Consider the following 14,473-nt stretch of genomic DNA (forward strand, 5'->3'; position numbering starts at 1 on the left):
GAGGTCCAGAGTGCGACGCGGCAGGCCACAGCGTCAGCCGGTCGCCCGTCGTCGAGGAGTCTGCGTGTCGTCCAGCAAGCGCGAGCGTGAGTACGAGCGTCGCCGTTACGAGAAGTGGCAGCAGCGTCAGGCCGCGCACCGCGAACGTCGCCGCAAGCAGGTCATCGCGGGGTCGCTCGTCGGTGTCCTCGTGCTCGGGCTCGGCGTGGTGTCCGCGATGATCCTCACCCGCGACGACACCGCCGCGGACGCTGCACCGACCGCGACCGGCTCCCCCGCGCCCGAGGCGTCGGCGAGCGCGCTGCCCGCCCGCACGGGCAACGGTGGCGTCGTCCCCGACCCCGCCGCCGCCGAGGGCCGCACCTGGACCGGCGCGCTCACGCTCAGCACCGGCGCGGTCGGCCTCGAGCTCGACGGCGCCGCGGCCCCGCAGGCCGTCGCCAACTTCGTGACGCTCGCACGCGAGGGCTACTTCGACGGGACCAGGTGTCACCGGCTCGTGACCGAGGGCATCCACGTCCTGCAGTGCGGCGACCCGACCGCGACCGGCACGGGCGGCCCCGGCTACACCTGGGGCCCCATCGAGAACGCCCCGGCGGACGACGTCTACCCCGCGGGCACGCTCGCCATGGCCCGTGTCGGCGGCAGCGGCGAGTCCATGGGCAGCCAGTTCTTCCTCGTCTACGAGGACTCGACCATCCCGTCCGACGCAGCGGGCGGGTACACGGTGTTCGGCCGCATCACCTCCGGACTGGACGTGGTGCAGGCAATCGCTGACGGCGGGATCGGTGCCGACGGAACGGCACCGGCCTCCGACGTCATCATCGAGGGAGTGGAGACCCAGTGACCGAGAACCCGGCTGCCCGGCAGCCCGAGACCGACGACGTCGCGGTGTCCACACCACCGGAGGGCCCCGAGCCCGCCGCCGAGGACATCGCGTCCGGCGGCGGCGAGGACCTCGACGCGCAGATCGCGGCGGACGTCGCCGACGCCGGCGAGTTCCAGGCGGCCCCGGCGCTTGAGGACGCGGTGCCCGACGAGGAGCCCGTCGCCGGGGAGACGCCGGCCGAGGTGGCGCCCGTGGAGGCGACCGCCGACGACGACGTCACGGACGCCACCCCGGCCGCGGACGACGCCGTCACCGACGAGTCGGCGAACCCGGAGCAGGGCGATGCCGACGCGGGCGCTGACGACGCGGCGGCCGCAGACACGGTGGCCGAGGACACGGTGACCGAGGACGCGGTGGCCGTCGAGCCGGCGGTTGCCGAGGACGCGGCACCCGCCGACGCGGCCGACGACGCGCCCGCGGTCGACCCGGTCGCGGCCGACGCGGTCGCGGCCGACGCGGTCGCCGAGAGCACGGCAGCCGCGCACACCGTCGCCGACGACACCCCGGCCGCCGCGGACGGAGCGGCGCCCGCGAGCTCCGCTCCCGCCGGGGCGGACGCGACCTCGGGCGCGGCCCCCGAGCCGGCGGCGGCCACCACAGCGGCCCCTCGTCCGGCGCCGCGACCGGTCCCGCGCCCGGTCCCCCGCCCGTCGGCCCGGCCGGTCGCGACCCCGCAGGCGGGAGCACCCGCCGGCGCACCCGTGGTCTCCGCGGCCGTCGTCCCGCCCCAGGACGCCGCCGAGGCCGCGCACGCCGCGACCTTCGGCCGCGTCGACGAGGACGGCACCGTGTACGTCCGGGAGGAGGCCGGCGAGCGTGCGGTCGGCCAGTTCCCCGGTGCCGGGCACGACGAGGCGCTCGCGCTGTACGTGCGCCGGTTCCTGGACCTGCAGGCCAAGGTCGTGCTGTTCGAGGCGCGTCTCGGTGCCACGGACCTCGCGGTCAAGGAGATCGACCAGACCCTGGCGAAGCTGACCGACGAGCTCGCCGAGCCCGCTGCGGTCGGTGACCTGGCGGCGCTGCGTGCGCGGCTCGACGCGCTGCGGGGGGTCGCTGCGGAGCGCCGCGCCGCTGCGGAGGCCGAGCGGGCAGCCGCGCGCGAGGCGGCGGTCGCCTCCCGCACGGCGATCGTCGAGCAGGCCGAGAAGATCGCGTCGACCGACCCGAGCCGGATCCAGTGGCGTCCCGCCGGTGAGCAGCTGCGCCTGCTGCTCGACCAGTGGAAGGACGCCCAGCGCAACGGCCCGCGCCTCGACCGGCCGACCGAGGAGTCGCTGTGGAAGCGGTTCAGCCACGCGCGCACCTCGTTCGACCGTGAGCGCCGGCACTTCTTCGCCGAGCTCGAGTCGCGCAACGCGGGCGCCAAGGCCGCGAAGGAGGCGCTCGTCCGCGAGGCCGAGGCCCTGGCGACGAGCACGGACTGGGGCGCGACGGCGGGTGCCTACCGCGACCTCATGACGCGCTGGAAGGCCGCCGGGCGTGCGAGCCGCTCCGACGACGACGCGCTGTGGGCCCGGTTCCGCAGCGCGCAGGACGCGTTCTTCGCCGCGCGCGACGCCGCGTCCGCCGCGACCGACACCGAGTTCCGCGCGAACCTCGAGGTCAAGGAGGCGCTGCTCGCCGAGGCCGAGCGCCTGGTCCCGGTCACGGATCTGCGTGCCGCGAAGGCGGCCCTGCGCGGCATCCAGGACCGGTGGGAGTCCGCCGGCAAGGTGCCGCGCGCCGACGTGCAGCGCGTCGAGGCCCGCATGCGTGCGGTCGAGACGGCCGTGCGCGACGCCGAGCAGAGCGACTGGCGCCGGAGCAACCCCGAGACGCGCGCCCGCGCCGAGGGCGCCGCAGCGCAGCTCGAAGCGGCGATCGCCGGTCTCGAGGACGACCTGGCCAAGGCGCAGACGAAGGGTGACCAGCGCCGGATCCGCGAGGCCCAGGCGGCGCTCGACGCGCGTCGCGCGTGGCTCGAGCAGGTGCAGCGCGCCGCGCAGGACGCACGCGGCTGATCGGTCCTCGACGGGGCGGTGCGGGCGTCTGGCCCGCACCGCCCCGTCGGCGCGTCCGGCAGCGGAGCACGCCGCGCGACGGCAGGCGGCGGCCAGCGACGGCCACGGTGCTGCGCGCCGGCCGTCGCCGCGCCGCCCACCGGCTGTGCACAGGCCGCACGCGTCCGCCGGCGCCAGCCGGTCCCGTGCCGCCACCGGCTGTGCACGGGCCGCACGCGCCCGCGCGACGGCCGCCATGCTGGGGCCGTGCGCCCCACACCCTGGATGCCCCCGCCCGGCCTTCCGCTGCCGCTCGAGATCCTGCCGGCCGACGTCGGCGGGCTGACGCACCGCGCCCTGGTGCGTGACGGGGTGACGCGACCCGTCTGGGGTGACCTCACCGTGCCGTCGGACGTCCCCGTGGGTCCGCACCTGCGCGCGGCGGCCTTCCGAGGGCTCGTGCCGGCGCGCGCGGTCGTCGGGCGACGCTCGGCGGTGTGGGTGCACACCGGCGAGCACGCCCCACGCCGTGTCGACGTGCTCGTGCCGCCGCGGAGCCGACGGCCGGACCCGCACCCGTCCCGCACGACGTACGAGTGCGCGCTGCCCGTGCAGGACGTGCTCGACCTCGGCGGCGTGCGCGTCACGACGGTCCAGCGCACCGGCCTCGACGTCGCCCGGTGGTGCGCGCCCGAGGACGCCCTCGCGCTGCTGGGTCCCCTGGTCCGGGCCGGTTTCGACGCCGAGCGCGCGCTGGCCGAGCTCGCGGTGCTGCACGGGTACGCGGGGACGCTCGCCGCAGCGTCGGTCCTGGACGCGCTGGGTCCCCCGCCGTCCGACCCGGAGGCCGACGGCCGCCACCCGCGCGGCGACGCGCGGCAGCCGCGCACCGTGGAGCAGTCGGGTCAGGCGCGGATCGCGGGCTCCTCGGACGCCTTGGCGCCCGTGATCCGGTAGACGTCGAACACGCCCTCGACCTTCCGGACCGCCCCGAGCACCGACGCGAGGTGGGACGGCTCGGCCATCTCGAACACGAAGCGTGACATCGCCACGCGGTCGCGCGACGTCGACACCGACGCGGACAGGATGTTGACGTGGTGGTCCGACAGCACCCGCGTGACGTCCGAGAGCAGGCGGCTCCGGTCGAGCGCCTCGACCTGGATCTGCACGAGGAACAGCGCGCTGCTCCCCTGCGTCCAGCTGACGTCCACGATGCGCTCCGGCTGCTGGCGCAGGCCGTCGACGTTGATGCAGTCGGTGCGGTGCACGCTCACGCCGGCGCCGCGCGTCACGAAGCCGATGATCTCGTCGCCCGGGACCGGCGTGCAGCACTTCGCGAGCTTGACCCAGATGTCGTCGACGCCCTTGACCACGACGCCGGGGTCCCCGGTGCGGATGCGACGCGCGGTGTGCCCGGGCCGCGCGGTCTCGGCCAGGTCCTCCTCGGCGCCCGGCTCCCCACCCATCGACTGCACGAGCCGCTGGACGACGCTCGCAGCGGACGCCTGGCCCTCGCCGATGGCCGCGTACAGCGCGGACACGTCGGCATACCGCATCTCGTTCGCCAGAGCCACGAGGGACTCGTGCGAAAGCAGGCGCTGGATCGGCAGGTTCTGCTTGCGCATCGCCTTCGCGATCGCGTCCTTGCCCTGCTCGATGGCCTCCTCGCGGCGCTCCTTCGAGAACCACTGCCGGATCTTGTTGCGCGCGCGGGGGCTCTTGACGAAGCCCATCCAGTCGCGGCTCGGCCCGGCGGTCTCGGACTTGGACGTGAAGACGTCGACCACGTCGCCGTTCTCCAGTGCCGAGTCGAGCGGCACCAGACGGCCGTTGACCCGGGCACCCATGGTCCGGTGGCCGACCTCGGTGTGCACGGCGTACGCGAAGTCGACCGGGGTGGACCCGGCGGGCAACGAGATGACGTCGCCCTTCGGGGTGAAGACGTACACCTCGGCGCCGGCGATCTCGAAGCGGAGCGAGTCGAGGAACTCGCTCGGGTCGGCGGTCTCCTTCTGCCAGTCGACGAGCTGACGCAACCACGTCATGTCGTTGCCCGCGGCGTCGGTGGCTGCCGGCTGGTTCTTCGCGTTCTCCTTGTACTTCCAGTGCGCGGCGACGCCGTACTCCGCGCGGCGGTGCATGTCGTGCGTCCGGATCTGGATCTCGACGGGCTTGCCGCCGGGGCCGATCACGGTCGTGTGCAGCGACTGGTACAGGTTGAACTTGGGCATCGCGATGTAGTCCTTGAACCGGCCCGGGACCGGGTTCCACCGCGCGTGCAGCGCACCGAGCGCGGCGTAGCAGTCCCGGACCGAGTCGACCAGGACGCGGACGCCGACGAGGTCGTAGATGTCGGCGAAGTCGCGGCCGCGCACGATCATCTTCTGGTAGATCGAGTAGTAGTGCTTGGGCCGGCCGGACACGGTCGCCTTGATCCGCGCGCTGCGCAGGTCCGCGCCGACCTGGTCGCGCACGACGGCGAGGTACTCCTCACGCGCGGGAGCGCGCTCCGCGACGAGGTGCACGATCTCGTCGTAGACCTTCGGGTACAGCGTCGCGAACGACAGGTCCTCGAGCTCCCACTTGATCGTGTTCATCCCGAGCCGGTGCGCGAGCGGGGCGTAGATCTCGAGCGTCTCGCGGGCCTTGCGCTCCGCGGACGCCGACGCGACGAACTTCCAGGTCCGCGCGTTGTGCAGGCGGTCGGCGAGCTTGATGACGAGCACCCGGATGTCGCGCGACATCGCGACGACCATCTTGCGGACCGTCTCGGCCTGCGCGGCGTCGCCGTAGGTCACCTTGTCCAGCTTGGTGACGCCGTCGACGAGCATGGCGATCTCGGGGCCGAACTCCGTGCGGAGCTGGTCGAGGGAGTACTCGGTGTCCTCGACGGTGTCGTGCAGCAGCGCCGCGGCGAGCGTCGGTGGCGTCATGCCGAGGTCCGCGAGGATCGTCGCGACCGCGACCGGGTGCGTGATGTACGGGTCGCCGCTCTTGCGCATCTGACCGCGGTGCGCGCGCTCGGCGACGACGTACGCCTGCTCGATGACCCCGAGGTCGGCCTTGGGGTGGTTGGTGCGGATCGCCTGGAGGAGCGGCTCGAGCGCCGGGGACGTCCCCGGGGCGCGCGTGCTGAAGCGCGCGAGCCGCGAGCGGACCCGTCCGCCGGCGATCGCCTCCGCGGGCGCCGTCTGCGGCTCCTGGCGTGCTTCGTCGCTCATCGCACACCCCCTCCCGCGCCCATCCGACGGGCGCCCGTCGGACCGCACCCGGTGCAAGGGGCGGCCCGCCGGGTCCCCACCGACCCGATCCGTGAAGTGTACGGCGGGACGGGGTCAGCTCACGCCGAGCAGCGCCTCGACACGACGACCCTGCAGGCGCGCACGCCCGCCGAGGAACTCGAGGTCGACGAGGAACGTCAGACCGACGACCTCGGCGCCGCAGGCCTCGAGCAGCTCGACCGTCGCGGCGGCCGTGCCGCCCGTGGCGAGGACGTCGTCGACCACGAGCACCCGCGCGCCCGCCGGGATGTCCGCGGGGTGCAGCTCGACGGTCGCCGAGCCGTACTCGAGGCTGTACTCGCGCGACACCGTCGGGCCGGGGAGCTTGCCGGCCTTGCGCACCGGGACGAAGCCGGCCCCGAGCGCCACGGCGACGGGCGCCGCGAACATGAACCCGCGTGCCTCCATGCCGACCACGAGGTCGACCGGCCCGTCGACGCGGGCGGCCATCTCGGCGACGACCGCCGAGAAGGCCTCCGCGTCGGCGAGCACCGGCGTGATGTCCTTGAAGCCGACACCGGGCGTCGGGAAGTCCGGCACGTCGCGGATGAGCTCCGTGACGCGGGCGAGCAGGGTGGGGCCCGTGAGGCCGAGCGCCGTCATCGTGGCGCCTACCGCTTGCTCGGCTTGCGGCGCGGCTGGGCAGCCGTGCCCTGGTGCGCGCCGGGGCGGATCTGCCCGGACGCCCGCGCCGCCGCGGCGAGCGCCGGCTCACCGCCCTCGGACGCGGCGGCGCTGCGCGCACGGAGCACGCGCTCCGTGTGCTCCTTGAGCTTCGGCTCGCGCTCGCGCAGCGCGACCTCGAACGGCGTCGCGAGGAAGATCGACGAGAACGTGCCGATGCCCATGCCGACGAAGAGCGCCAGCGCGATGTCGCGCAGCGTCCCGGCGCCGAGGATGAACGCACCGACGAACAGGATCGCCGAGACCGGGAGCAGTGCGACGACCGAGGTGTTGATCGAGCGCACGAGCGTCTGGTTGACCGCGAGGTTCGCCCGCTCGGCGTAGGTCGCCTTCGACTGGTCCAGGACGCCGGCGGTGTTCTCGCGCACCTTGTCGAACACCACGACGGTGTCGTAGAGCGAGTACCCGAGGATCGTCAGGAAGCCGATGACCGTCGCGGGCGTGACCTCCCACCCGACGGCGGCGTACACGCCGACCGTGACGACGAGGTCGTGGAACAGGGCGATGAGCGCCGCCGCCGCCATGCGCCAGTTGCGGAAGTACAGCGTCATGACGACCGTGACGAGCCCGAGGAACACGAGCAGGCCGCGGATCGCCTTGTCGGAGACGTCCGCGCCCCACGTCGGGCCGATGAACGAGCTCGTGACCTGGTCCGTCGAGACGTCGTACGCCTCGGCGAGGGACGTGCGGACCTGCTCGACCTCCTCGGAGGTCAGCGTCGCGGTCTGGACGCGCAGCGCGTTGGAGCCGATGCGGCTGACGCGCGCCTCCTCCTCCTCCGACACCGCGGTGACGGCGTCGATCGCGGGCTGCTCGGCCGGGTCGACGATCTCGTTGATCCGGAACTCGGAGCCGCCGCGGAACTCGATGCCGGGGTTGAGGCCCGGACGCACGAGCAGGACCGCGGAGATCAGCACGAGCACCGCGCCGATGAGGAACCACACGCGCCGCTTGCCGACGATGTCGTACGAGCGCCGTCCCGTGTACAGGTCGTTGCCCCACTGGGCGAATCCGGAGGCCATCAGTGCTCGTTCCCCTCGGTGCGTCCGGACGTCGGCTCGGCGGTGCCGTCCCCTGGGGACGGGTCCGGCGGTGTCGTGTCCGGTCCCTGCTCGGTGGTCCGCGCCGCGGCCGCCGCTGCGGCGCGGCGCTGCGCGATCGTCTGACCCGTGCCCCCGACCCCGGCCGCGACCGGAACCTTGGGCTGCGAGGGGCTCTCGAGCGACGACGTCCCGGCGTTCCCCGCGTGCACGACTCGCCCGCGGCCGACGTACCGCGGCTCGGTCCCGCCGAGCCGGCGACGGTCGAGACCCGAGAGCGGGTGACCCTCGCCGAAGAACCTGGTCCGGGCGAGCAGCAGCATGAGCGGGTGGGTGAAGAGGAAGACCACGACGAGGTCGATGATCGTCGTGAGGCCGAGCGTGAACGCGAAGCCGCGGACCCCGCCCACCGCGAGCAGGTACAGCACGATCGCGGCGAGGAAGTTGACGGCGTCCGAGGCGAGGATCGTCTGGCGCGCGCGCTCCCAGCCCTTGTCGACCGCGGCCTGGAGCGTGCGCCCGTCGCGCAGCTCGTCACGGATGCGTTCGAAGTACACGATGAACGAGTCGGCGGTGATGCCGATCGCGACGATGAGGCCGGCGACGCCCGGGAGGGAGAGCCGGTAGCCCTGCGTCCAGGAGAGCACCGCGATCACGCCGAACGTCAGGACGCCCGCCACGACGAGCGAGGCCACGGTCACGAGCCCGAGGGCGCGGTACTGGAACAGCGAGTACACGACGACGAGCCCGAGCCCGATGAGACCCGCGATGAGGCCCTTCTCGAGCTGCTCGGCACCGAGCGTCGCGGAGATCTGCTCCTCGCTCTGCACCTCGAAGGTCAGCGGGAGCGCGCCGAAGTTGAGCTGGCTCGCGAGCGTCGCGGCCGTCTCACGCGTGAAGTCGCCGGAGATCTGCGCCTTGCCGTCGGAGATGATCACGCCGGTCGCGAGGCTGGGTGCCGAGATCACGAGGCCGTCGAGCACCATCGCGAACTGGTTCTGCGGCTGGCTGAGCGCCTGGAGACGCGTCGTGGTCTCACGGAAGATCCGCGTGCCCGCGCCGTCGAGCTCCATGTTGACGACCCAGTTGTTCGTCGTCGCGCCGGTCTGCGTGACCTCGAGGCCCGACGTCGCGTTCGCGATGTTCGTGCCCTCGATCTCGACGGGGCCGAGCAGGTACTTCGCGGTGCCCTCCGGGTCGCACGTCACGAACGCGCGGTCCGCGGGCCCCTGCACCCCGCCCGTGAGGTTCGCGGGGTCGGTGCAGTCGAGCGCCGCGAAGTCGGCCTGGACCTTCGGGGTCGCGTAGTAGTCGAGGTCGCTCGGGCTGTCGGGAGCCTCCTTGGCGGGCTCGTCCGACGGCGCGGCCGTCTCGGTCGGCGCGGGCGTGGCGGCGGCCTCGGGGGCCGGCGTCGCCGCGGCGTCGGCCGCGGCCGTCGCACCGTCGGTCGGCGCGGCGGTCGCCGCCGGGTCGGCGGCGGGGTCGGTCGCCTCGGCCGGGTCCTCGACCGGGGCGGGGCCCGCGACCGTGAGCACCGGGCGCAGCTCCATCTGGGCGGACGTGCGCACGAGGGCGAGCGTCTCCGCGTCGGGGCGGCCCGGGAGCGCGACCACGATGTTCCGGCCGCCCTGGCTGGTGATCTCCGCCTCCGCGACGCCCGAGGAGTCGACGCGCTGGCGGATGACGGCGATCGCCTCCGAGATCGTCTCGGGGGTGACCTCCTCGTCGTTCTCCGTCACGGGCTGGAGGATGATCTGCGTCCCGCCCTCGAGGTCGAGCGCGAGCTTCGGGGTGAGCGACGCGTCGGACCACCTCGCGCCGGCGAGCAGGGACCCGAAGAGCGCGAGCACGAGCCCGCCCAGGATGATCAGCGAGCGCAGCGGCCGGTGACGGCGTGTGGGTTGAGCCAACGGAGTGTCTTCTCTCGTGCGCGCACCGCCACGGGCGCGGCGGTGGGATCGTGGCCCGTCCCGGCGTCGGTGCCGGTGCGGGCCTGCGGGCTACTTCTTCTCGGGTGTGTCGTCCCCCCGGGCGGGCGGCAGGGACGACAGGTCGTCGGGCACGTCGTACGACGGCGTCCCGGTGCCCTTGACGAGCGACGGTCCGGAGGTCGTGGGCGCGGGGTCCTCGTCGGCCTCGGCCACGGGGGCCTCGGTGACGTCGTCCTCCGGCGTCTCGACGGGAGCCTCCACGAGCTTCGCGATCGCCGCGCGCAGCCACCGGCTCCGGTTGCCGGGCGTCGACTCGAGCGTGACCTCGTCGCCCTCGATCGCGACGACCGTGCCCAGCATCCCGGACCCGGTCATGACGTCCTGCCCGACGGCGAGGTTCGCCCGGAAGTCGACCGCCTGCTTCTGCTGCTTGCGCGTGCGGCTGGTCATGAGCCACATCGCGCCGAAGGCGATGGCGATGAAGAGCAGGAACGTGGGGTCCACGGGGTGGTTCTCCGGATCTGGTCGAGATGTCCGCCGCAGTCTAGGCGCAGCGGCTCCTCGGACCTAACGTCCGGGAGCCCGTCACGGTTCCCCGGCCGGGTCCGCGCGGGCCCGCGCAGCCCGTCCTCGGTCAGCCGAAGAGCGTCCCGGCAGCGGCCGGCGGGGTGAGTCCCAGGTGGGCCCACGCACCGGGCATCGCGATGCGTCCGCGGGGCGTGCGCCCGACGAGACCCTCGCGCACCAGGAACGGCTCGGCGACCGTCTCGACCGTCTCGGGCTCCTCACCGACCGCGACCGCGAGCGTCGTCAGCCCGACCGGGCCGCCACCGAAGCGCGTGCACAGCGCGGTGAGCACGGCACGGTCGAGACGGTCGAGACCGAGCGCGTCGACCTCGTACACCTCGAGCGCGGCACGGGCGGCCGCGAGCGACAGGGTGCCGTCGCCGCGGACCTGCGCCCAGTCGCGCACGCGCCGCAGCAGGCGGTTCGCGATGCGCGGGGTCCCGCGCGAGCGGCTCGCGATCTCGGCGGCGGCGTCGGCGGCGAGCGGCACCCCGAGCAGCCCGGCCGAGCGCACGAGCACGCGCTCGAGCTCCTCGGCGGAGTAGAAGTCGAGGTGGCCGGTGAAGCCGAACCGGTCACGCAGCGGTGCGGGCAGCAGGCCCGCCCGGGTCGTGGCCCCGACGACCGTGAACGGCGGCAGGCTGAGCGGGATCGCGCTCGCGCCGGCGCCCTTGCCGACGACGACGTCGACCCGGAAGTCCTCCATCGCGACGTAGAGCAGCTCCTCCGCCGGGCGGGCCAGGCGGTGGATCTCGTCGAGGAACAGCACCTCGCCCTCGTCGAGCGAGGACAGCACCGCGGCGAGGTCGCCGGCGTGCTGGATCGCGGGACCGCTCGTGACGCGCAGCGGCGCGCCCAGCTCGGCGGCGATGATCATCGCGAGCGTCGTCTTCCCGAGGCCCGGCGGTCCGGAGAGCAGGACGTGGTCCGGGGCGCGACCGCGGCCGAGCGCGGCCTGCAGGACGAGCGAGAGCTGCTCGCGCACGACGCGCTGCCCGACGAACTCCTCGAGCCGGCGCGGGCGCAGCGCGGCCTCCGCGGCGCGCTCGAGGTCGTCCGCCGCCGAGCGCACGAGCGACGGGTCGTCGCCCCCGGGCGCGGGGATCCGCTCGGTGGTGAGCTCGTCGTGGTCGTCGTCCCCGTACCCGTCAGCCACGGCCGCCGCCGAGTGCCCGGAGCGCGGCGCGCAGCACGCCCGCGACGTCGTCCGGGCCGATCGACGCCGCGGGGTCGGGCAGGACGCCGGCGACCGCGTCCTCCGCGGCACGGACGTTCCAGCCCAGACCCACGAGCGCGTCGACGACCTGGGCGCGCTGGTCGCCGGCGGGGACGGTCGGACCGTCCGGGGCACCGGCGGGCGTCGCGGCGCCGAGCCGGTCGGCGAGCTCGAGCACGATCCGCTGAGCGCCCTTGTGGCCGATGCCCGGCACGCGCTTGAGCGCGGCGAGGTCCTCGGCGGCGACGGCCCGGCGCAGCCCGTCCGGGGCGTGCACCGCGAGCATCGCGAGCGCGAGGCGGGGACCGACACCGCTGACCGTCTGCACGACCTCGAAGACCTCGCGCTCGTCCGCGTCGGCGAAGCCGTAGAGCGTCAGGGAGTCCTCGCGCACGACCATGGACGTGGCGAGCACGGCCTCGGACCCCACACGCAGGCCAGCGAGCGTCGCGGGCGTCGCCTGCACGAGCAGGCCCACTCCCCCGACCTCGAGGACCGCCGCGTCCAGCCGGACCGCCTGCACGGTCCCTCGTACCGACGCGATCACGCGCTCCTCCTCCTGCTGCTCGTGGCCACCGGGGCGGCGCACCGCACGGGCGCGGGCACCGGCTCCGGGTCGGCACGCACTATGCCACGCGGGCGAACACCTGTACGAAAGGACACGCTCAGCGGGAGCCGCGGCGCGCCGACTGCTCGGCGCGGGCCCACGCGAGCTGCGCGGGCGTGAGCGAGCCGGGTGCGCGCTGCGGCGCACCGAGCGTCCCGGCCGGCCGCCACAGGTGGCAGATCGCGATCGCGAGCGCGTCGGCCGCGTCGGCGGGCTTGGGGACCTCGGAGAGGGCGAGCAGGCGCGTGACCATGGCCTGGACCTGTGGCTTGTCCGCGCGTCCGCTGCCGGTGACCGCGGCCTTGACCTCGCTCGGCGTGTGCAGCGCGACAGGGATCCGCCGCCGGGCGGCCGCGAGCATCGCGATCCCGGCGACCTGGGCCGTCCCCATCACCGTGCGGACGTTGTGCTGGGCGAAGACCCGCTCGACCGCGACGGCGTCGGGCGCGTGCTCCTCGAGCCACGCGTCGATGCTGGTCGCGATCGCGAGCAGCCGCTGGTCGACGTCGAGGCCCGGGTCGGAGCGCGCGACGCCGACGGCCACGAGCCGGGCACGCCGTCCCGACAGGCCGTCGACCACGCCGAGACCGCACCGGGTCAGGCCTGGGTCGACTCCGAGCACGCGCACGCCCGCAGTCTCCCAGCCCGGCCGTGCCCGACGGCGCACCTCGTGCGGCGCGCCGCCGTCGACCGTCCGCGCCGCGCTCCCGGAGCCGGGAGCCGGGAGCCGGGAGCCGGGAGCCGAGCCGGGCGGACGCGCGCCGCACGGTCGATCGCGGCCGGCGGAGGGCCGCGGGTCAGTCGTCCGCGTCGAGCTCCGCCATCACGTCGTCGGACGCGTCGAAGTTCGCGTAGACGTTCTGCACGTCGTCGCTGTCCTCGAGCGCGTCGATGAGGCGCAGGATCTTGCGGGCGCCCTCGGCGTCGACCTCGATCTGCGTCGCCGGGTAGAACACGACGTCCGCGGAGTCGTACTCGATGCCCGCGTCCTGCAGCGCGGTGCGCACGGGCACGAGGTCCGTCGCCTCGGAGAGCACCTCGAACGCGTCGCCGAAGTCGTTGACCTCGAGCGCACCCGCGTCGAGCACGGCCTCCATCACGCCGTCCTCGTCGACGCCGTCGTTCTTGGGCACCATGACGACGCCCTTGCGCGAGAACAGGTACGAGACCGAGCCGGGGTCGGCCATCTGGCCGCCGTTGCGCGTGAACGCGACGCGCACGTCGGACGCGGCACGGTTCCGGTTGTCGGTGAGGCACTCGACCAGGACCGCGATGCCGCCGGGGCCGTAGCCCTCGTACATGATGCCCTGGTAGTCCGCGCCGCCGGCCTCCTGGCCGGACCCGCGCTTGACCGCGCGGTTGATGTTGTCGATCGGGACCGAGCTCTTCTTGGCCTTCTGCACGGCGTCGAAGAGCGTCGGGTTGCCCGCGAGGTCACCGCCGCCCGTCCGGGCCGCGACCTCGATGTTCTTGATGAGCTTCGCGAAGAGCTTGCTCCGCTTGGCGTCGACGACGGCCTTCTTGTGCTTCGTGGTGGCCCACTTGGAGTGACCCGACATGGTCTCGCTACCCCTTCGTCTCCGCCCGCGGCGCGGACCCCGGACGTGCCGCGCCGTCGAGGGCGCCGTTCGGGGTCAGAGGCTGTCGCGGACGATCTGCACGAACAGACGGTGCACCCGCGTGTCGCCGGTGACCTCCGGATGGAAGGAGGTCGCCAGGAGCGGGCCCTGACGCACCGCCACGATCCTACCGGCGGCCGGACCCGACTCGACGCGCCCGACGACGCTCGCCGCGTCGCCGACCTCCTCGACCCACGGCGCTCGGATGAACACCGCGTGCAGCGGGTCCGCGGCGCTGTCCTCGACCCCGTCGATCACGAGGTCGGTCTCGAACGAGTCGACCTGGCGGCCGAACGCGTTGCGGCGCACGGTGATGTCGAGCCCGCCGAGCGTGCGCTGGCCCTCGATCCCGCCCAGCACGCGGTCGGCCAGCAGGATCATCCCCGCGCACGAGCCGTAGGCGGGCATCCCGGCGCGCAGCCGCTCCTGGACGGGGTCGAACAGGTCGAACGCGCGCAGCAGCTTGTCGATCGTCGTGGACTCCCCGCCGGGGATCACGAGGCCGTCGACCGCAGCGAGCTCGCTCACCCGGCGCACGGGGACGGCGTCCGCGCCGCACTCCTCGAGCGCGCGCGCGTGCTCGCGCACGTCACCCTGCAGGGCCAGGACACCGATGGTGGGGCTCACGTGGGCCGATCCTACGGAACGCCGCAGACGCCC

The 14,473-nt window shown here is 74.2% G+C and carries 13 protein-coding genes; 3 read left to right on the forward strand and 10 right to left on the reverse strand.

What is annotated here, in order from left to right; genetic code table 11:
- Window positions 1-64: 64 nt before the first annotated feature.
- The 3 genes from ACWFNE_RS11330 to ACWFNE_RS11340 all read left to right on the forward strand — a co-directional run bounded on the left by ACWFNE_RS11330 (window position 65) and on the right by ACWFNE_RS11340 (window position 3,825).
- A complete protein-coding gene (locus ACWFNE_RS11330) occupies window positions 65-847 on the forward strand; it encodes a peptidylprolyl isomerase (RefSeq protein WP_452122522.1) in 783 nt (260 codons plus the stop codon).
- Window positions 844-2,889, forward strand: coding sequence for a DUF349 domain-containing protein (locus ACWFNE_RS11335; RefSeq protein WP_452122523.1), 2,046 nt, complete (start codon window positions 844-846; stop codon window positions 2,887-2,889). Before ACWFNE_RS11330 ends, ACWFNE_RS11335 begins: the two co-directional genes overlap by 4 nt.
- Before the next feature lie 246 nt (window positions 2,890-3,135).
- Complete coding sequence (locus tag ACWFNE_RS11340) at window positions 3,136-3,825, forward strand: hypothetical protein (protein ID WP_452122524.1); 690 nt, start codon at window positions 3,136-3,138, stop codon at window positions 3,823-3,825.
- Here the strand turns inward: ACWFNE_RS11340 and ACWFNE_RS11345 are convergent.
- The 10 genes from ACWFNE_RS11345 to pdxT all read right to left on the reverse strand — a co-directional run bounded on the left by ACWFNE_RS11345 (window position 3,774) and on the right by pdxT (window position 14,440).
- Window positions 3,774-6,089: a RelA/SpoT family protein gene (locus ACWFNE_RS11345; RefSeq protein ID WP_452122525.1), complete on the reverse strand. Its 2,316-nt coding sequence runs from the start codon at window positions 6,087-6,089 to the stop codon at window positions 3,774-3,776. The two genes, ACWFNE_RS11340 and ACWFNE_RS11345, sit on opposite strands and share 52 nt — an antisense overlap.
- A 114-nt stretch (window positions 6,090-6,203) precedes the next feature.
- On the reverse strand, window positions 6,204-6,752 hold the full coding sequence (locus ACWFNE_RS11350) for an adenine phosphoribosyltransferase (RefSeq protein WP_452122526.1): 549 nt from the start codon (window positions 6,750-6,752) through the stop codon (window positions 6,204-6,206).
- Window positions 6,753-6,760: 8 nt separating this feature from the next.
- The gene (secF, locus tag ACWFNE_RS11355; protein WP_452122527.1) at window positions 6,761-7,855 is read right to left on the reverse strand and encodes a protein translocase subunit SecF; all 1,095 of its coding nucleotides are present in this window, start codon (window positions 7,853-7,855) and stop codon (window positions 6,761-6,763) included.
- Window positions 7,855-9,783, reverse strand: coding sequence for a protein translocase subunit SecD (secD, locus tag ACWFNE_RS11360; protein WP_452122528.1), 1,929 nt, complete (start codon window positions 9,781-9,783; stop codon window positions 7,855-7,857). The genes secF and secD overlap by 1 nt, the downstream gene beginning before the upstream one ends.
- A 90-nt stretch (window positions 9,784-9,873) precedes the next feature.
- The gene (gene yajC, locus ACWFNE_RS11365) at window positions 9,874-10,308 is read right to left on the reverse strand and encodes a preprotein translocase subunit YajC (protein WP_452122529.1); all 435 of its coding nucleotides are present in this window, start codon (window positions 10,306-10,308) and stop codon (window positions 9,874-9,876) included.
- A 130-nt stretch (window positions 10,309-10,438) separates the two neighbouring features.
- On the reverse strand, window positions 10,439-11,476 hold the full coding sequence (ruvB, locus tag ACWFNE_RS11370; protein WP_452122746.1) for a Holliday junction branch migration DNA helicase RuvB: 1,038 nt from the start codon (window positions 11,474-11,476) through the stop codon (window positions 10,439-10,441).
- A gap of 43 nt (window positions 11,477-11,519) precedes the next feature.
- The gene (gene ruvA / locus ACWFNE_RS11375) at window positions 11,520-12,134 is read right to left on the reverse strand and encodes a Holliday junction branch migration protein RuvA (RefSeq protein WP_452122530.1); all 615 of its coding nucleotides are present in this window, start codon (window positions 12,132-12,134) and stop codon (window positions 11,520-11,522) included.
- 118 nt (window positions 12,135-12,252) lie between these two features.
- Window positions 12,253-12,822 (reverse strand): crossover junction endodeoxyribonuclease RuvC, encoded by a 570-nt coding sequence (ruvC, locus tag ACWFNE_RS11380; RefSeq protein ID WP_452122531.1) that lies wholly within the window; start codon window positions 12,820-12,822, stop codon window positions 12,253-12,255.
- A 169-nt stretch (window positions 12,823-12,991) separates the two neighbouring features.
- Complete coding sequence (locus ACWFNE_RS11385; RefSeq protein WP_452122532.1) at window positions 12,992-13,753, reverse strand: YebC/PmpR family DNA-binding transcriptional regulator; 762 nt, start codon at window positions 13,751-13,753, stop codon at window positions 12,992-12,994.
- A gap of 75 nt (window positions 13,754-13,828) precedes the next feature.
- On the reverse strand, window positions 13,829-14,440 hold the full coding sequence (gene pdxT, locus ACWFNE_RS11390; RefSeq protein WP_412867731.1) for a pyridoxal 5'-phosphate synthase glutaminase subunit PdxT: 612 nt from the start codon (window positions 14,438-14,440) through the stop codon (window positions 13,829-13,831).
- Window positions 14,441-14,473: the final 33 nt, after the last annotated feature.

The sequence above is a fragment of the Cellulomonas sp. NPDC055163 genome (genome assembly GCF_053607065.1).